At 55.0% G+C, this 16,961-nt stretch carries 20 protein-coding genes; 12 read left to right on the top strand and 8 right to left on the bottom strand.

The window, feature by feature from the left end:
* Nucleotides 1–417, top strand: coding sequence for a flagellar protein FlhE (locus ABIC79_RS02635; protein WP_015689761.1), 417 nt, complete (start codon nt 1–3; stop codon nt 415–417).
* Between the two features lie 476 nt (nt 418–893).
* On the opposite strand, the gene ABIC79_RS02630 is transcribed toward ABIC79_RS02635, so the two are convergent.
* From ABIC79_RS02630 to flgA, 3 genes are all read right to left on the bottom strand, one after another.
* A complete protein-coding gene (locus ABIC79_RS02630) occupies nt 894–1,346 on the bottom strand; it encodes a flagella synthesis protein FlgN (RefSeq protein WP_013575160.1) in 453 nt (150 codons plus the stop codon).
* A gap of 49 nt (nt 1,347–1,395) precedes the next feature.
* A complete protein-coding gene (gene flgM / locus ABIC79_RS02625; RefSeq protein WP_013575161.1) occupies nt 1,396–1,698 on the bottom strand; it encodes a flagellar biosynthesis anti-sigma factor FlgM in 303 nt (100 codons plus the stop codon).
* Between the two features lie 159 nt (nt 1,699–1,857).
* Nucleotides 1,858–2,589, bottom strand: a complete 732-nt coding sequence (gene flgA / locus ABIC79_RS02620) for a flagellar basal body P-ring formation chaperone FlgA (RefSeq protein WP_015689767.1) — start codon at nt 2,587–2,589, stop codon at nt 1,858–1,860.
* A gap of 164 nt (nt 2,590–2,753) precedes the next feature.
* On the opposite strand from flgA, the gene flgB reads away from it, so the two are divergent.
* The 11 genes from flgB (at nt 2,754) to flgL (ending at nt 12,889) form a co-directional block, all read left to right on the top strand.
* Nucleotides 2,754–3,164, top strand: coding sequence for a flagellar basal body rod protein FlgB (flgB, locus tag ABIC79_RS02615; protein ID WP_013575163.1), 411 nt, complete (start codon nt 2,754–2,756; stop codon nt 3,162–3,164).
* A 6-nt stretch (nt 3,165–3,170) separates the two neighbouring features.
* Nucleotides 3,171–3,575, top strand: coding sequence for a flagellar basal body rod protein FlgC (gene flgC / locus ABIC79_RS02610; protein ID WP_013575164.1), 405 nt, complete (start codon nt 3,171–3,173; stop codon nt 3,573–3,575).
* A gap of 11 nt (nt 3,576–3,586) precedes the next feature.
* Nucleotides 3,587–4,291, top strand: a complete 705-nt coding sequence (flgD, locus tag ABIC79_RS02605; protein ID WP_013575165.1) for a flagellar hook assembly protein FlgD — start codon at nt 3,587–3,589, stop codon at nt 4,289–4,291.
* A 77-nt stretch (nt 4,292–4,368) separates the two neighbouring features.
* Nucleotides 4,369–5,613: a flagellar hook protein FlgE gene (gene flgE / locus ABIC79_RS02600; protein ID WP_013575166.1), complete on the top strand. Its 1,245-nt coding sequence runs from the start codon at nt 4,369–4,371 to the stop codon at nt 5,611–5,613.
* A gap of 34 nt (nt 5,614–5,647) precedes the next feature.
* Nucleotides 5,648–6,403, top strand: coding sequence for a flagellar basal body rod protein FlgF (locus tag ABIC79_RS02595; RefSeq protein WP_013575167.1), 756 nt, complete (start codon nt 5,648–5,650; stop codon nt 6,401–6,403).
* A gap of 21 nt (nt 6,404–6,424) precedes the next feature.
* Complete coding sequence (gene flgG, locus ABIC79_RS02590) at nt 6,425–7,207, top strand: flagellar basal-body rod protein FlgG (RefSeq protein ID WP_013575168.1); 783 nt, start codon at nt 6,425–6,427, stop codon at nt 7,205–7,207.
* A gap of 127 nt (nt 7,208–7,334) precedes the next feature.
* On the top strand, nt 7,335–8,039 hold the full coding sequence (locus ABIC79_RS02585; protein ID WP_071823641.1) for a flagellar basal body L-ring protein FlgH: 705 nt from the start codon (nt 7,335–7,337) through the stop codon (nt 8,037–8,039).
* A gap of 10 nt (nt 8,040–8,049) precedes the next feature.
* Complete coding sequence (locus ABIC79_RS02580; RefSeq protein WP_013575170.1) at nt 8,050–9,156, top strand: flagellar basal body P-ring protein FlgI; 1,107 nt, start codon at nt 8,050–8,052, stop codon at nt 9,154–9,156.
* A complete protein-coding gene (gene flgJ, locus ABIC79_RS02575) occupies nt 9,156–10,106 on the top strand; it encodes a flagellar assembly peptidoglycan hydrolase FlgJ (protein WP_013575171.1) in 951 nt (316 codons plus the stop codon). The genes ABIC79_RS02580 and flgJ overlap by 1 nt, the downstream gene beginning before the upstream one ends.
* A 140-nt stretch (nt 10,107–10,246) precedes the next feature.
* A complete protein-coding gene (gene flgK / locus ABIC79_RS02570) occupies nt 10,247–11,899 on the top strand; it encodes a flagellar hook-associated protein FlgK (RefSeq protein ID WP_013575172.1) in 1,653 nt (550 codons plus the stop codon).
* 27 nt (nt 11,900–11,926) lie between these two features.
* Nucleotides 11,927–12,889 (top strand): flagellar hook-associated protein FlgL, encoded by a 963-nt coding sequence (flgL, locus tag ABIC79_RS02565; RefSeq protein ID WP_013575173.1) that lies wholly within the window; start codon nt 11,927–11,929, stop codon nt 12,887–12,889.
* A 304-nt stretch (nt 12,890–13,193) separates the two neighbouring features.
* Here the strand turns inward: flgL and ABIC79_RS02560 are convergent, their stop codons facing one another.
* The 5 genes from ABIC79_RS02560 to ABIC79_RS02540 form a co-directional block, all read right to left on the bottom strand.
* Nucleotides 13,194–13,889 (bottom strand): CidB/LrgB family autolysis modulator, encoded by a 696-nt coding sequence (locus ABIC79_RS02560; RefSeq protein WP_013575174.1) that lies wholly within the window; start codon nt 13,887–13,889, stop codon nt 13,194–13,196.
* Complete coding sequence (locus ABIC79_RS02555; protein WP_013575175.1) at nt 13,882–14,286, bottom strand: CidA/LrgA family protein; 405 nt, start codon at nt 14,284–14,286, stop codon at nt 13,882–13,884. The genes ABIC79_RS02560 and ABIC79_RS02555 overlap by 8 nt, the downstream gene beginning before the upstream one ends.
* 359 nt (nt 14,287–14,645) lie before the next feature.
* A complete protein-coding gene (locus tag ABIC79_RS02550; protein ID WP_037034826.1) occupies nt 14,646–15,491 on the bottom strand; it encodes an amino acid ABC transporter ATP-binding protein in 846 nt (281 codons plus the stop codon).
* 15 nt (nt 15,492–15,506) lie between these two features.
* Nucleotides 15,507–16,421: an amino acid ABC transporter permease gene (locus ABIC79_RS02545; RefSeq protein ID WP_013575177.1), complete on the bottom strand. Its 915-nt coding sequence runs from the start codon at nt 16,419–16,421 to the stop codon at nt 15,507–15,509.
* Nucleotides 16,422–16,436: 15 nt separating this feature from the next.
* Entirely contained in the window at nt 16,437–16,952 is a 516-nt protein-coding gene (locus ABIC79_RS02540; protein ID WP_131638827.1) for a GNAT family N-acetyltransferase, read from the bottom strand.
* Nucleotides 16,953–16,961 lie beyond the last annotated feature (9 nt).

The following is a 16,961-nucleotide window of genomic DNA, read 5'->3' as shown; positions in this document are numbered from 1 at the left end:
ATGCGCCGCGCCACACTGTTGTTGCTGACCACACTGAGCCTGCCCGCGCTGGCCGCGTCCGGTTCATGGTCCGATACCCAGCGCGGCGTGGTGCTGCAAAACCGTGGCGTGATGATGTCGTCGGGCGCGTTAGCCCCGCCGGCATCCGCGCCCGTGCGCAGTTCTGGTTCCGCAACCATCACAACCCTAAGCTGGAAATATGAAGTGCTCGGCGCAAGACCCGCCGGTTTACAGGTCAGACTCTGCAACACCATGAATCACTGCATCAATCTGGACGCCGAAGGCGGGGTGACAAAATCGTTTTACGGCCAGTCCGCCACTTCACCATTAAGACTGGTTTATTTTGTCCCCGGCGCTGGCGCAATGAATACGCCGCTGCGGGTGATCAGTAATGAAGTGATCGTGAACTATAAGTAAGCCCTCCACCGGCTCTAGTAATCCCTGAAAACCTTCCGGACGCCGTCTCCCATTCTCAATGTTTGCCCATTTTATCTGTATGGATGTTCAGCTATCACCGGAACTCATCTGGCCGGGTCGCTACACCAGGATCACCTGTAACTGAGAACGGCTCCCTCCCCTGCGAAGGGGAGGGTTGGGGTGGGGTATTAAATAAAAATCAATATGTTGAAGTTTGCACTGACCAGGTGTTAGCCCTTAAAACCCCCTCCCAACCTCCCCCTTCGCAGGGGAGCCAGGCAAACCGCGCTGACAACTTATCTGAACCGGGGGCAGGGCAAAGCCCAGCAGGCAAGCCATTCTGCTCATCAGACGGGTGGAAACAGATCGGGATAAATCAGAAGTCTGGCTAATCTGACAGAGGTATCAGCAGAGGTCGGGATGTGAATCGCGGGGAAATACGAATACGGAGGGGAAACCGTTCCCCTCGTCTGGCGTTAAACGGAGATCTTCCTGACGGTTTGCCCCGATACGGTTTCCTGCCCGTTCGGTCCGTAGAATTTCTGCGTCTGACTGGCGTTAAGGATCGCCAGCGCCTCGGTGTTATAGGCGATTTGTTTGCCCAGTAACATGCCGTTGTGACGATTTATCTGACTCAGCCTGGCGGTCATTTGCACAATATCTTGCCACATCGCGGCGATTTCCGGCTGACTCTGCCCTTGTGGATCTGAGTAGGGTGCGGTTTGTCTGAGGCGTTCGTCATGCTGACGACGCTGTTTATCAAGATAGTCTACCGTGGCTAACAATGAACTTTTCTGCTCGGTTATATGCTGCAAGGCTGCACCATTTACGCGGCCAGAGCACAGTATCGTTTGTTCGTGATTAATCACCTGATCCAGCGCTTGCAACGTTTCAACCAAGGTAGTCATGGTCTTGATAAAGTTCTTCATCGGGCCTTATTACCTTCCAACTTTTTGTCTTCACACTGAGGTCTTCAGCTTAAAGACCTTTGAGATAATCCTGCGTGTCCTGTAACAAAGCATCAGCGATTTTGCCGGTATCCATCGTCAGTTTACCGTCGCGGATAGCTTGTTTCAGTTCTTCGACACGTGCCGTGTTAATGTCCTGCGCACTTGACTGAGTCAGAGATGCCTGTGCTGAACTCAGGGTCACCGCCGTACCGCTGGTGGTGGTGCCAGAAACAGTGCCTTCTTTACGCGTGTTCTGTACTGAAGCTTCAGACGGTTCGCGTTGCTGGATCGAGGTTAAAGGTGAAACACCTTGAGTACGATCGATAGCCATAAATTTCTTCTCCAGTATGGGGATCAGGGTTTTGAACATCTCATGAAAACCCTTAAAAATGCCGTCGCGGACGACTCTGATACGTGTGTTATCGACATGTGGCGAAATAACTTTAGCTTTTATTGCAGCTTTTTGCAGAACAACGGCTGCACTTTAGGATTATATCGTCACTGTCACAGACCCATCTGAGCCTACTGTTCCGTTCACAATTGCACCTGACGGCATTCTGATCCGCACTGATTCATTCGCTGCAGCATTGTTCATCGCCTTACCGGCACTCGATACATTAAAACCACTGCCTGTTGCCTGAACCTGAACTTCCTGCCCCGCATGCACCATCCACGGACGGCGCAGCATGGATAAGGTTAACGGCTGGCCGATGCTGATGTTTCGCAGCGTGATGCCATTCACCGCCTGTTGACTGTCAAGAATGGTTTTCGGTGGCAGCAGATCCAGTCGCCCGGTTTTTTGTTGCATATCGGTTTGTGTCAGGTGAGCGCCCGCTGGCACGTTCTTCGCCGCCACCCAGTACGTTCCGCTGACCTGCACTTTGGTCTGTACGTAACTTTTCTTGCCGTTACAGTTCACCGCCACGGAGACATTGCCCCAGGTGCGACTGTTCGGTGAAAGCATAAATTGTGGTGATAAACATTGGGGCTGACGCGCCGCCGGGGTGTTCACGACCACGGTCACCTGCATTCCGCTTTCAGCATATTGCTGGCGGAAGAACTGCTGAATTTGCGAGGACAGCAGTGTATCGCTATTGGACGAGGCCGGCACGCTTTTGACTTGCACTGGCAAAGACTGCGCATAGCTCACAGCACCAGACGTCGCACCGGTCATGATGCAGCCCAGCGTAATGCCTGTACGACATATTTTCAGCATGTTCATTCGCGTTTTACCTTTGTGCCAACCTACTACTGGCCACAAGTCTACGCTCACTTTGCAATTCCTAAAGGGACAAATAGCGCCCGATTTCATGCTTATTCAGACGATAGCCAGTTGACACTCGCATTTATGCTGTCGACTCCAAAATCTCACTTTGCGGAGGGCGCATGCTCGACAAATTGAACGCCGCACTACAGTTCCAACAGGAAGCGCTCAACCTGCGCGCCCAGCGGCAAGAAATTCTTTCAGCCAATATCGCTAACGCCGACACCCCCGGGTATCAGGCGCGCGATATCGATTTTGCCAGTCAGTTGCAGAAGGTGATGGAGCAGGGGCGTGCGAGCGGCAGCGGCATCTCCTTGTCTCTGACGTCTGACCGCCATATCCCGGCGTCCAACGTACAGCCTGCTGATATGGATCTGATGTACCGGATCCCTGACCAGCCATCGGCAGATGGCAACACGGTCGATATGGACCGTGAACGTACCAATTTTGCGGATAACAGCGTGCGCTATCAGACCGATTTGACCGTTCTCGGCGGGCAAATCAAAGGGATGATGTCGGTGCTGCAAGGATAATAGCCCATGTCAATGCTTGGTATTTTTGATATCGCCGGTTCTGCGCTGGCCGCGCAGTCTCAGCGCCTGAACGTCAGCGCCAGTAACATGGCCAACGCCGACAGCGTCACCGGCCCGGATGGTAAGCCGTATAAAGCGAAGCAGGTGGTTTTCCAGGTGGATGCGGCACCGGGTCAGGAAACCGGCGGCGTGAAAGTGGCGCAGGTCGTTGATGACCCGGCACCCATGCGCATGGTGTATGAGCCGGGCAATCCGATGGCGGATGCAAAAGGCTATGTGCAGATGCCAAACGTAGATGTGGTCAGCGAAATGGTGAACACCATCTCCGCTTCCCGCAGTTATCAGGCCAACGTCGAAGTGCTTAACACCACCAAGTCGTTGATGATGAAAACCCTCACTCTGGGGCAATAGCGGAGCGAATCATGGCAATTACCACGTCGATAAATGACACCACTGATAACACCACGATCGCCAGCACCAGTTCCGGTGGTTCGTCCACAACCGGAACCAGTTCTGCGGATGATTTATCCAGCAGTTTCCTGACCCTGCTGGTCGCCCAGCTGAAAAACCAGGATCCCACCAATCCGATGGATAACAGTCAGCTGACCAGTCAGCTGGCACAAATCAGCACCGTCAGCGGGATTGAAAAACTCAATACCACGCTGGGCAGCATTTCCGGACAAATCACCAGTGGTTCATCTGTTCAGGCAAGTTCATTGATCGGTCACGGCGTGATGGTGTCCGGCAGCGCAATTCTGGTCGGCAGCGACACTGACGGCACTGTCAGCACCACGCCATTCGGATTTGAACTGGAAACGGCCTCCGATACCACCACCGCTACAGTCAGCGACGCCACCGGTAAAGTGGTGAAAACCATCACGCTGGGCTCCCAGACTGCCGGTGTGCACAGCTATACCTGGGACGGTACACAGGACGATGGCACCAAAGCACCGGATGGCAGCTACACCTTCAGCATCAATGCCCTGAACAATGGTCAGCAAATGGTGGCGACACCGCTGAACTATGCGCTGGTCAATGGTGTAACGACAGATTCAGCCGGGAATACCGCGTTGGATCTGGGCGTACGCGGAACCGCGAAAGTCGATTCTGTACGCCAGATTTTGTAAGTGAGTCACTCAGACCGCTCCCTCCCCTTCGCCGGGGCAGGAGCTAAAAACACTACACACAGTACAATGGAGCTAACATGAGCTTTTCCCAAGCAGTCAGCGGCCTGAGCGCGGCATCGACTAACCTCGATGTGATTGGTAACAACATTGCCAACTCCGCGACCGTCGGTTTTAAAACAGCCACCGCCTCTTTTGCCGATATGTTTGCCGGTTCCCAAACCGGTATGGGCGTTAAAGTCGCCGCTGTCACTCAGAACTTCAATGACGGTACGACCACCAACACCTCCCGCGGTCTGGATGTGGCCCTGAGCGGCAACGGTTTCTTCCGTCTGACGGACACCAGTGGCGCGGTTTATTACTCCCGCAATGGTCAGTTCTCACTGGATGCCAACCGTAATCTGGTGAACATGCAGGGTCTGAGTGTCACCGGTTTTCCGGCCACCGGCACCCCCCCGACTATCGCCGCAGGCGCACAGCCGGTTGCCCTGAACATCCCGACCACTCTGATGAGCGCGAAAGCCACCACGGTGGGTACGATGGTGGCCAACCTGAACTCAACGGATACGGCGATACCGGCCGCCAAAACGTTCAGCAGCAGCGATGACACCAGCTACAACTACGTCAACAGCATCACCACCTATGACTCACAGGGTAATGCTCACGATAACAACGTCTACTTCGTGAAAACCTCTGCGAACAACTGGGATGTTTACGCGCAAGACGGCAGCGTCACAGGTTCAACAGCCGGCAAAATTGGTGCAATGCAATTTGATACCAGTGGTGCGCTGGTGAGTACCACTAACGCCGCAGGCGTCGCCAATGCCGGTCTGGCACTGACGTTGCCAATGAACACCGCGACTAACGGGACGGTGACGCCACAAACCGTTTCCCTGGATTTCACCGGCAGTATCCAGCAGAGCACCGGCAGCGACAGCATCGGTTCCCAGACTCAGGATGGTTATGCAGCGGGTCAGATGACCGGTTACACCATCAATGACGACGGCACAATCTCCGGCACTTACTCCAACAACAAAACCCAGTTACTGGGCCAGATTGTGCTGAGTAACTTCTCTAACCCGGAAGGTTTGAAATCTGAAGGCGACAACGTGTGGACGGCTACCGCGTCTTCCGGCCAGGCTGTGACCGGTATCGCGGGTCAGGGCGGTTTAGCGTCAATGACCAGCGGCGCGCTGGAATCTTCCAACGTCGATCTGAGTGCGGAACTGGTCAACATGATTGTTGCTCAGCGTAACTACCAGTCGAATGCGCAGACCATCAAAACTCAGGACTCCATCCTGAACACGCTGGTTAACCTGCGTTAATACGCGTTTTATCACCTGAGAACAGGGCAGCATTATGGATCACGCTATCTACACCGCAGGCGGCGCAGCCAGCCAGACGCTGGTTCAGCAGTCGGTGACGTCGAGTAACCTGGCTAACGCCAATACACCGGGCTTCCGCTCGCAGCTTTTAGCGATGCGCGCAGTGCCGGTAGACGGTGAAAGCCTGCAAACCCGCACGCTGGTCACGGCATCCACGCCGGGCGCAGATATGACGCAGGGCAAGCTGAACTACACCGGCCGTCCGCTGGATGTGGCTTTACAGCAGGACGGTTTCCTTGCGGTGCAGATGCCTGATGGCTCTGAAGCCTATACCCGTAACGGTGACATGCAAGTGTCACCGACTAACCAGCTGACCGTTCAGGGTCATCCGGTGATGGGGGATAACGGCCCGATTGAAGTTCCGCCGAATTCTCAGCTCACGGTTTCTGCGGACGGGACCATTGCCGTGCTTGAAGCCGGTGCTGACCCCAACACCATGGGCCAGCTCGGTAAGCTCAAGCTGGTGAAAGCGGCCAACAATGAAGTCACCCGTGGCGATGATGGTATGTTCCGGCCAACGCCGGCGACCGTTCAGGCACGGGGTGCGGCTTTACAGCCTGACCCGACTATTCACGTTATGCCCGGAACGCTTGAGGGCAGTAACGCGGATCCGGTTTCAACCATGGTTGACATGATCGCCAACGCCCGCCGCTTTGAGATGCAGATGAAAGTCATCCACAGCGTCGATGAAAATGAACAGAGTGCCAACAATCTGCTGTCAATGAGCTGATGATGGCAGAGGAGTAATGACATGATCCCATCGCTGTATATTGCGAAAACCGGTCTGGATGCCCAGCAGACCAATATGGATGTAATCGCCAACAACCTGGCGAACGTCAGCACCAACGGTTTTAAACGCCAGCGTGCGGTATTTGAAGACCTGCTTTACCAGACAGTCCGTCAGCCTGGTGCGCAGTCTTCTGAGCAAACCAACCTGCCATCCGGTTTACAGATTGGTACCGGTGTGCGTCCTGTTTCTACTGAGCGTTTGTTCTCGCAGGGCAACCTGTCGCAGACCAGCAACAGCAAAGACATTGCCGTCAAAGGGGAAGGTTTCTTCCAGGTTCAGTTGCCGGACGGCACAACGGCCTATACCCGTGACGGGTCTTTCCAGGTTGATCAGAACGGTCAGCTGGTGACCTCCAGTGGTTATCAGGTTATTCCTGCGATCACCGTTCCGGCGAATGCGCTGAGCATGACGGTCGGGCGTGACGGTATCGTGAGTGTGACCACGCAAGGTCAGACGGCGGCACAGCAGGTGGGGCAACTGACGCTGAGCACCTTCATCAACAACAGCGGCCTGGAATCACTCGGTGAAAACCTGTACCAGGAAACCCAAAGCTCCGGCGCACCAACCGAAAGCACTCCGGGTCTGAACGGCGCAGGTCTGCTGTATCAGGGTTATGTGGAAACCTCTAACGTCAACGTGGCGGAAGAACTGGTCAACATGATCCAGACCCAGCGTGCTTACGAAATTAACAGTAAAGCCGTGTCCACCTCGGACGAAATGCTACAGAAACTTTCCCAGCTGTAATGTTTGGCGGTTGATTGAAAACAAGAGGGCAGGGGCGGAAACGCTTCTGTCCTGAACCGGTTCAGATCCCTACCAGGTCGATTTTTTAAAGGCGATAACTGTGGTGACCAAAAAAAACACGTCGGTAATGACTTCTTCTAAAGACCGACCAGGCAAGCTGGTGCTGCCGCTGTTAATCACGTTACTGGCGAATGGCTGCGCGTATATGCCGCATACCCCGCTGGTACCCGGAGCAACCACAGCGACCCCTGCGCCTGCGGCACCGCCGGTTCCTAACGGTTCGATTTTCCAGTCAGTTCAGCCGATGAACTACGGTTATCAGCCTCTGTTTGAAGACCGCCGTCCACGTAATGTCGGCGACACGCTGACCATTGTCTTGCAGGAAAATGTCAGTGCAAGCAAAAGCTCCTCAGCGAACGCCAGCCGCAACGGCGCGACCAGCTTTGGCGCAGCGACAGCGCCACGTTATCTGGAAGGTCTGTTCGGTAATGCCCGTGCCGACCTCGATATGACCGGTGCCAACACCTTTGCCGGTAAAGGCGGCGCAGCGGCCAATAACACCTTCAGCGGCACCCTGACCGTGACGGTTGGGGAAGTGCTGGCAAACGGCAACCTGAAAGTTGTCGGAGAGAAACAAATCGAAATTAATCAGGGAACTGAATTTATCCGGTTCTCCGGTGTGGTCAACCCGCGCACCATCAGCGGTTCGAACGCCGTTATCTCCACGCAGGTGGCAGATGCACGCATCGAGTACGTCGGGAATGGCTACATCAATGAAGCGCAGAACATGGGCTGGTTGCAGCGGTTCTTCTTAAACTTATCGCCGTTATAACGAGGCAATCATGCGAAAACTCCTTTCCGGTATTCTCTGTCTGGCGATGTCCGCCCTGGTGGTACTGCCCGCATCCGCCGACCGTATTCGTGATCTGACGACGGTACAGGGTGTGCGTGATAACGCCCTGATCGGCTACGGTCTGGTGGTGGGCCTTGACGGTACCGGTGACCAGACCACACAAACACCTTTTACCACCCAGACGCTGACTAACATGTTGTCCCAGCTCGGTATCACGGTACCGGCAGGCACCAACATGCAGTTGAAAAACGTGGCGGCGGTGATGGTCACCGCCAAAATGCCGCCGTTTTCGCGTGCCGGTCAGGCCATCGATGTGGTGGTTTCATCCATGGGTAATGCCAAAAGTATTCGCGGCGGCACCTTGCTGATGACCCCGATGAAAGGGGTGGATAATCAGGTTTACGCACTGGCGCAGGGTAACGTGCTGGTCGGCGGTGCAGGCGCTTCCTCCGGTGGCAGCAGCGTGACAGTTAACCAGGTTTCAGGTGGGCGTATTACCGGCGGGGCAACCATTGAACGCGAATTGCCGAGTACGTTCGGCACCGAAGGCGTGATCAGCCTGCAACTTAACGACGAAGATTTCAACCTGGCGCAGCAGGTCAGTGACGCCATCAACCGTCAGGGAATGGGGGTGGCGTCAGCGCTGGATTCCCGCAATATTCAGGTGGTGGTGCCGCGTGGCAACACCTCTCAGGTGCGCATTCTGGCGCAGATCCAAAATATCGAAGTGAACGTCGGGCCGATGGATGCGAAAGTCATCATCAACTCCCGTACCGGTTCGGTGGTCATGAACCGCGATGTGACCCTGGATAACTGTGCGGTTGCACAGGGCAATCTGTCTGTGGTGGTCGATCGCCAGAACGATGTCAGCCAGCCGAATACGCCATTTGGCGGCGGTCAGACGGTAGTGACGCCGAACACCAATATTTCCGTACGCCAGTCCGGCGGGTCGATTCAGCAGGTGCGTTCCAGTGCCAGCCTGAACAACGTTGTCCGTACCCTGAACGCGTTAGGCGCGACGCCTATCGATCTGATGTCCATTCTGCAGGCGATGAAAACAGCCGGATGCCTGCGTGCTGATTTGGAAATTATCTGATGAGCGATCTGATGTCGATGTCAGGGGCGGCGTATGACACGCAATCCCTTAACAAACTGAAGCGGGATGTGGCGCAGGATCCTCAGGCGCACATCAAAGAAGTGGCGAAGCAGTTTGAAGGGGTGTTCGTGCAGATGATGCTGAAAAGCATGCGTCAGGCACTGCCGCAAGGGGGGATTCTGGATAACGAATCCACCAAACTTTATACATCGATGTACGATCAGCAAATTGCTCAGGACATGTCCGACAAAGGGCTGGGCATGGCCGACATGATGGTCGAACAACTGACCGGTGGCAGCAAGCAACCGTCAGAACTGGCGGGAACGGTGCCGATGGCGCTGGACGGCGAAGTGCTGAAAACCATGCCGTTGCAGGCGATGGAACAGTATCTGCGCAAAGTCATTCCGACTGCGCCGGACCGCACCACCGGCGGCGCACCGTTGCCAGCCGACAGCGGACAGTTCGTTTCCAGCCTCACCATTCCGGCACAGGTCGCCAGTAAAGACAGCGGGATTTCGCATCAGCTGATCATGGCGCAGGCCGCGCTGGAATCTGGCTGGGGGCAGCGCGAGATCCCGACTGCCGACGGCAAACGCAGCTTCAACCTGTTCGGTATCAAAGCGGGCAGCAGCTGGGACGGTCCGACCACCCAAATCACCACCACGGAATATACCAGCGGCGTGGCGAAAAAAGTGCAGGCCAGTTTCCGCGTGTACGGCTCCTATGTGGAAGCCATCAGCGACTACATCAAATTGCTCACCAACAACCCGCGTTATGCGCAGGTTGCCTCGGCCAGTACTCCTGAACAAGCCGCGCATGCCTTGCAACGAGCAGGTTACGCGACCGACCCGAATTATGCCGACAAACTGGTGAGTGTGATCCAGAAAATCAAAGGCGCGGGCGAGCAGGCGGTGAAAGCCTATAGCCATGATTTAAAAGATATCTTCTAGACCCGCAAATCCTCGTTTTTTTTCTCAAGTTTTAGCGGTGCAGGCCGATAACACGATCAGAATGGGAAAAGGGGAAACCCCCGGCTCAGCTTCCTTAATTACACGGTGGTAAAAAGTCACCGGCAGCCAAAAGGTCACTCATGTCCAGTAGCTTAATTAATACCGCAATGAGCGGACTGAACGCAGCGCAGGCGGCGCTCAGTACCACCGGGAACAACATCGCTAACGTGAGTGTGGCCGGTTATAACCGCCAGACCGCCATTATTACGCAAAGTAATGGCATCTCTACTCCTGCCGGTTATATCGGCAACGGTGTGACGGTGACCGGTGTGAATCGTGAGTACAACTCTTTCGTGGTGAAGCAGCTTCTGGGTGCCAGCGCAACCGGCAGCGCGCTGTCAACGCAGCTTGATCAGGCCAGCTCTATCGATGACCTGCTCGGCGACAGTTCCACAGGTATCGATGCCACCATGTCGACCTTTTTTAAAGGCCTGCAAACGCTGACCAGCAATGCCAGCGACAGTGCGGCTCGTCAGGCAGTGCTGGGTGAGGCACAGGGTTTAACCGCGCAGTTCAACAGTTCAGCCAAATACCTGAACGACATGAATACCGCCGTTAACCAGCAAGTCACGCAGAATGTTGACCAGATCAACACCTATGCGTCGCAGATTGCCAAACTGAACAGTCAGATCACCGCGACGCGTGGCAGCACCGGACAGGAACCTAACGCCTTGCTCGATCAGCGTGACCAACTGGTCAGTCAGCTGAACAACGTCACCGGTGTGGTCGTGACCCAGCAGGACGGCGATACTTACAATATTTCATTCGCCAACGGCACGCCGCTGGTGAGCGGCGGCAACGCCAAAACGGTGGTTGCGATGCCGTCCAGTGCCGATCCTTCCAAACTGACGGTCGGCATGACCCAACCGGACGGTTCGGTTTCTGAAATTCAGGAAAGCCGTCTGACCACCGGTTCGCTCGGCGGCACGCTGGCTTTCCGTAAAGACAACCTGGAACCGGCCATTAACCAGCTCGGGCAACTGGCGCTGGCGCTGTCTGACAGCTTCAATACCACCAACAAAGCCGGTTTTGACCTCAACGGTGACGCGGGGACGGACTTCTTCTCCTTCACCGGCGCGACCACGGTCAGCAACACCAAAAATACCGGCAGCGCCCAACTGAGCGTGGCATATACCGACACGGCCGCGGTGAAAGCCAGCGATTACACCATGGCTTACAACGGCACCAGCTGGGATGTAACCCGCGTTTCCGACGGGGCAAAAATCACCCCGACGGCGGGCACCGACAGCAACGGTGATCCGACGATGAATTTCGATGGCTTGTCGGTTTCCGTCACCGGCACGCCGAATACCAATGACAGCATCACCATCAAAACGGTCAGCAATGTTGCGGGCAGCATGAATCTGGCTATCAGTGATTCTTCATTGATCGCCGCAGCGGGTGCGGCAGACAGCGGCGTGAGTGACAACACCAACGCGCAGAAACTGCTGAATCTGCAAACCGCGAAACTGGTGGAAGGTAAATCCACCCTGTCGGGCGCATACGCCAGCATGGTAAGTAACGTGGGTAACCAGGTTTCCACGCTGACCACCACCAGCACCTCACAGGCGAATATCGTCACGCAGCTCACCGCTCAACAGCAGTCTATCTCCGGGGTTAACCTCGATGAAGAATACGGCGATCTGCAACGTTACCAGCAATATTATCTGGCGAACGCGCAGGTCGTGCAGACGGCTTCGACGATATTCGACGCGATCATCAACATTCGCTGATCCCAGAACTGATAAGGAACTGATGCCATGCGTCTTAGTACCAATATGATTTACAACCAAAACATGAATGCGGTACTGGATGGTCAGAACCGCTTCCAGGCGACCGGTTTACAGTTGTCGACCGGCAGCAAAGTGAGCAAGCCTTCGGATGACCCGCTGGCGGCGTCGCAGGCGGTGCTGGTACGGCAGGCGCAATCGGAGAACAGCCAGTTTTCCGTGGCCCGTACCTTTGCTAACCAGAGTATGAGTCAGGAAGAGTCGATTTTAAGCAGCGTGACCTCGACCATTCAGGATGCACAGACGTTGATCGTTCAGGCCGGTGACGGTTCTTTAAGCGATGACGACCGTTCTTCTCTGGCGACTAAACTGGACAGCCTGAAATCGCAACTGGTGAACCTGGCGAACAGCACCGACGGTAACGGCCGCTTCATCTTCGCCGGTTACAAAAGTGATACTCCGCCTTATACGCAGGACGCCACAACGGGTGCGGTAACCTATTCCGGGGGCACGACGTCTATTACTCAGCAGGTTGATACCAGTCGTACCATGACCATCAACCATACCGGTAACCAGATTTTTAATGCCTTAACCGGTGATGCGAAAGCCGAACCGGACGGTTCTCCGAGCGAATCAGATTTATTCAAAACCATCGACGGTGCGCTGACTGCGCTGAGAACGCCATCGGCGGATAACACCACGGATACGCAATACACCGATGCCATCGATAAAGCCAACCGTGGCCTGAGTAACTCACTCAACAACGTGCTTTCCGTGCGTTCAGAGTTGGGTACGCAGATGTCCGAACTGGATAATCTCGATACACTGGGCGACAACCGTGATGTATCGAACTCGACCAAACTCAGTAATCTGGTCGATACCGAATGGACCTCAGCAATTTCGACCTACACCTTGCAGCAGGTTGCGCTTCAGGCATCCTATAAGACCTACAGCGCCATGCAGGGTATGTCACTGTTCCAGATGAATTCGTAATACTCTCCGGCGCGTAAGTTTACGCGCCAGGCTCCATCTCTTCGTTATCGCTGCCTGTCTGCTTTTACGGCAGACCGGCAGATTCTTTTCTGACTGTACTTAAACCGGGTACTTTCAGCTTTGTATGTCACTTTTTCTAAGGTTTAAGTGACATACACTTTTTCCTCGTCCTGCTTCAAATTGTCTCTGCGTTGGCTGCCTTCGTTCACCCCAGTCACTTACTTATTGTAAGCTCCCGGGGATTCGCTCAGTTGCCGCCTTGATACAATCCGAACCCGTTAGAGGAATCTGTGCTCGTTATAGGTTAATGACCGAAGAGGGCGAGAAGGACGGGGAACAGGAACGGGGCGAGCAGGGAGGTGATGATGCCGCAAATCACCAGCGCCAGTGAACTGAATGCGCCTTCCTGATAATCCATTTCTGCACAGCGGGCGGTACCCAGTGCGTGTGATGCGGTACCCATCGCCAGCCCGCGTGAGGCTTTGGTGGTGATCTTCAGAACATTCAAAATCGTATGACCAAAGACCGCGCCGAGGATGCCGACGAAAATCACGCACACGGCGCTGATGGCCGGAATACCATTGATCGACTGCGCGGTGGCCATGGCAATCGGCGTGGTGACGGATTTCGGTAATACCGATGCGGCAATTTGCGGCGTTGCTCCCATCCATAATGCAATCGCGGTGCCGCTCACCATCGCCACCACGCTGCCGATAAAACAGATACTGATGATGGATTTCCAGCGGGCGCGGATCTGATGCAGTTGCTCGTACAAGGGAAACGCCAGCGCCACGACGGCGGGTTGCAGCAGATCATTGAGGATCTTGCTGCCCGCGAAATAGCGCGCGTAAGGGATATGGGTGACCAGCAACAGCGGAATGATCACCACCATCGACATCAGCAGCGGGTTGAGCAGCGGCATTTTGAGTTTAATAGCGAGCTTACGGGTGGCGAAAAACACCACCAGCGTCAGCGGCAGCGACCACAATATATCAATCATTTTTATCCTCCGCTTTATCCGTCACCGCACCGCGTTCGCCATGGATATAGTGGGAACAGTAGGCGACAACCAGCAATACAATCAGGGTACTGACCAGACACGACACCACCAGCGGCCCGAACTGCGTGCGCAGTTGCTCGTAATAATTCATGACCCCGACGCCGATAGGGACGAACAGTAACGCCATATAGCGAATCAGAACATTACAGCCCGGTTTGACCCATTTGAACGGCAGAATTTGGGTTGAAAGCAAACCAAACAGGATCAGCATGCCGATGATGCTGCCGGGAATGGTGAGCGGTAAAAGAGATGAAATCGCATTCCCGGCGAATAAACAGAGATAAATCAGAATAAACGCCCGAACATATTGGAATACCAGAGAGATTGCGGTGCTCATGGTGTATCACCCAGTTGAATAATGTATTCATCATACAATTAAGATGTGATCTGCGCCACAAAACGGAGTATGAAATTTAGGAATGAAGTGTATTCCAAAATGGCGTTTGGTAAACGGGGAAAATACGGATTGTGGGTGGCGGGCGATTCAGAAAGCTTGCTGAATGAGAGGTTCCAGCCTGTCGCGGTGATACCTGAAACATAGCCAGCGAGCGGATCGCTGGTTGAAAAAGCGAAGGGAGATCCGGGAGGGAAAAGCACTTCTCCCTCCCGGGCGGTTTCGGCGCAGCGCGTCAAATGAGCACTGCGGGTAAGAAACCGAAATATTCCCGGTCTTAAGAAATACTAAATTTGCCAGTCTTAAAGCACCTTCTCCAGAAAAGCCTGGGTTCTGGCATGAACCGGCCGTTCCAGCACCTGTGCGGCAGCGCCGCTTTCAACCACGCGACCATCCACCATAAACACCACCTGATCCGCCACCTGGCGCGCGAAGCCGATTTCATGGGTGACGACCACCAGCGTGACGCCCGACTGCGCCAGCTTCTTAATCACATCCAGCACTTCGCCAACCAGTTCGGGATCGAGGGCGGACGTCGGTTCATCAAACAGCATGACTTTAGGATTCAGCGCCAGCGCACGGGCGATGGCGATGCGCTGCTGCTGTCCGCCGGACAAATGACGCGGCCATGCGTGCGCTTTTTCGCGCAGACCGACCGTGTCGAGCAGTTCACAGGCACGGGCGATGGCGTTTTTGCGGCTCAGCAGACCGTGAACCACCGGCGCTTCGATGATGTTATCCAGCACCGTCATGTGCGGGAATAAATTGAAATTCTGAAAAACGTAACCGACATGTGTGCGCTGTTTGAGGATGGCGCGCTCTTTCAGTTCATACAGCGTATCGCCTTTGCGGCGGTAGCCGATGTAATCGCCGTCAATCTGAATAAAACCTTCGTCGACGCGCTCAAGATGGTTAATCGTGCGCAGCAGGGTCGATTTCCCCGAGCCGGACGGGCCGAGGATCACGGTCACGGTGCCCGGTTCGATGCGCAGACTCACGTTATCCAGCGCTTTGTGCGCGCCGTAGTATTTGCTCAAATTATTGATTTCGATGCGCCCGACGGTAGCAGCCTGAGGTTTGCGTGGAAACAGCTGCTCAACAGGCGCTTCCTGCGGGCGGTTAACGAATAAATCAAAGGCTTCTGACATAGTGCTTTCCCTTTATTAAGAACGGGCGACGCGCCACTGACGCAGGCGCTGCAAGGGTGTCGGCGCGACCTGACGCACGGTGCCGCGGGAGAAATAGCGTTCGACGTAATACTGCAAAACCGACAGCACGGTGGTGATCAGCAGATACCAGATGGTGGCGACCATCAGCAGCGGGATCACCTGCTGTGTGCGGTTGTAAATCACCTGCACGGTGTAAAACAGTTCCGGCATCGACAGGACGTAAACAATCGATGTGCCTTTCGCCAGGCTGATCACTTCGTTAAAACCGGTCGGCAGAATTGAACGTAACGCCTGCGGCAAAATGATGCGGAAGGTCCGGCGGTAGGCCGGTAATCCCAGCGCGGCCGCAGCTTCATGCTGGCCGTGTTCTACCCCTAAAATCCCGCCGCGAATGATCTCGGCGGTATAGGCCGACTGCACCAGCGACAGACCGAGCACGGCGACGGAAAACTGATCCAGCAAATCCACCGTCGGGGTGCTGAAAAAGGAAATCGTGGTGAACGGAATGCCGAGCGAAAGGTTGTCGTAGAGATAGGAAAAGTTGTAGAGAATGATCAGCACCAGCAACAACGGCAGGGAACGGAACAGCCAGATATACCCCCAGGCCAGTGCGTTCAGTAAATAGGATTTCGACAGGCGGGCGAGGGCCAGTGCCGTGCCGAAAATCACCCCAAAAAGGGTGCCCAGCAGCGTGAGCAACAGGGTTTTGCCAAGCCCGGACAGGATCACCGGATCAAAAAACCACTGACGAAATACGCCCCATTCCCAGCGGGAATTCGTGGCAATCGACTGGATGATGCCCAGCAGAATAAACGCCGAAAAAACCGCACCGGCAAGACGCCACGGATAGCGCGCGGGCACCACTTTCAGCGGCGGATGATTCACAGATGAAGGGGCATTTTCGCTCATCATTTTCTCTTTCTGTTACGTTGCAGATGACGTGACCGGCACGTCCGCCTTCAGCGTTTTGGTAAACGGCAGGCGCCCGTCATACGGTGGCCGGGAATAGACCTCCGGATCGAGGCGGGTGTCGAATTGCGGCTGATAACCGCGGGACAAATACAATCCGACCGCTTCGGGCTGGCGGAATCCGGTGGTGAGAAATACCCGCCGGTAACCGTACGCGGCTGCGCGACGTTCCAGTTCATGCAGGATTTTTTGTGCCAGTCCCTGACGGCGCAGCGCGCGGTGAGTCCAGATGCGTTTGAGTTCGGCAGTCTGCTCGTCGTAGCGTTTGTACGCGCCCATTGCAATGGGCGCGCCGTTTCTCAGCAGAACAATGAAGGTGCCATCGGGCGCGGAAAACACGCTGTCATCTTCCGGCGGCTGGCTCGAGAAGAAATCGCCGTAACGGTCGCGGTATTCACCGAATAATCCTTCGATGACCGGCGCAATCAGCGGGTCTTCCGGCACGGTCTGAATGAAAATATCTTCGCTCATCGTTTCTGC

It is taken from the genome of Rahnella sp. 2050 (genome assembly GCF_040544515.1).
Lineage (GTDB): Bacteria > Pseudomonadota > Gammaproteobacteria > Enterobacterales > Enterobacteriaceae > Rahnella > Rahnella aceris.
This window is presented reverse-complemented; position numbering and strand designations above follow the sequence as displayed.

Bases quoted from the DNA above. Each gene is read 5' to 3' on its own strand.
- ABIC79_RS02635 (WP_015689761.1), top strand. From the start codon at position 1: ATGCGCCGCGCCACACTGTTGTTGCTGACCACACTGAGCCTGCCCGCG.
- ABIC79_RS02630 (WP_013575160.1), bottom strand. From the start codon at position 1,346: ATGAAGAACTTTATCAAGACCATGACTACCTTGGTTGAAACGTTGCAA.
- flgM (WP_013575161.1), bottom strand. From the start codon at position 1,698: ATGGCTATCGATCGTACTCAAGGTGTTTCACCTTTAACCTCGATCCAG.
- flgA (WP_015689767.1), bottom strand. From the start codon at position 2,589: ATGAACATGCTGAAAATATGTCGTACAGGCATTACGCTGGGCTGCATC.
- flgB (WP_013575163.1), top strand. From the start codon at position 2,754: ATGCTCGACAAATTGAACGCCGCACTACAGTTCCAACAGGAAGCGCTC.
- flgC (WP_013575164.1), top strand. From the start codon at position 3,171: ATGTCAATGCTTGGTATTTTTGATATCGCCGGTTCTGCGCTGGCCGCG.
- flgD (WP_013575165.1), top strand. From the start codon at position 3,587: ATGGCAATTACCACGTCGATAAATGACACCACTGATAACACCACGATC.
- flgE (WP_013575166.1), top strand. From the start codon at position 4,369: ATGAGCTTTTCCCAAGCAGTCAGCGGCCTGAGCGCGGCATCGACTAAC.
- ABIC79_RS02595 (WP_013575167.1), top strand. From the start codon at position 5,648: ATGGATCACGCTATCTACACCGCAGGCGGCGCAGCCAGCCAGACGCTG.
- flgG (WP_013575168.1), top strand. From the start codon at position 6,425: ATGATCCCATCGCTGTATATTGCGAAAACCGGTCTGGATGCCCAGCAG.
- ABIC79_RS02585 (WP_071823641.1), top strand. From the start codon at position 7,335: ATGACTTCTTCTAAAGACCGACCAGGCAAGCTGGTGCTGCCGCTGTTA.
- ABIC79_RS02580 (WP_013575170.1), top strand. From the start codon at position 8,050: ATGCGAAAACTCCTTTCCGGTATTCTCTGTCTGGCGATGTCCGCCCTG.
- flgJ (WP_013575171.1), top strand. From the start codon at position 9,156: ATGAGCGATCTGATGTCGATGTCAGGGGCGGCGTATGACACGCAATCC.
- flgK (WP_013575172.1), top strand. From the start codon at position 10,247: ATGTCCAGTAGCTTAATTAATACCGCAATGAGCGGACTGAACGCAGCG.
- flgL (WP_013575173.1), top strand. From the start codon at position 11,927: ATGCGTCTTAGTACCAATATGATTTACAACCAAAACATGAATGCGGTA.
- ABIC79_RS02560 (WP_013575174.1), bottom strand. From the start codon at position 13,889: ATGATTGATATATTGTGGTCGCTGCCGCTGACGCTGGTGGTGTTTTTC.
- ABIC79_RS02555 (WP_013575175.1), bottom strand. From the start codon at position 14,286: ATGAGCACCGCAATCTCTCTGGTATTCCAATATGTTCGGGCGTTTATT.
- ABIC79_RS02550 (WP_037034826.1), bottom strand. From the start codon at position 15,491: ATGTCAGAAGCCTTTGATTTATTCGTTAACCGCCCGCAGGAAGCGCCT.
- ABIC79_RS02545 (WP_013575177.1), bottom strand. From the start codon at position 16,421: ATGAGCGAAAATGCCCCTTCATCTGTGAATCATCCGCCGCTGAAAGTG.
- ABIC79_RS02540 (WP_131638827.1), bottom strand. From the start codon at position 16,952: ATGAGCGAAGATATTTTCATTCAGACCGTGCCGGAAGACCCGCTGATT.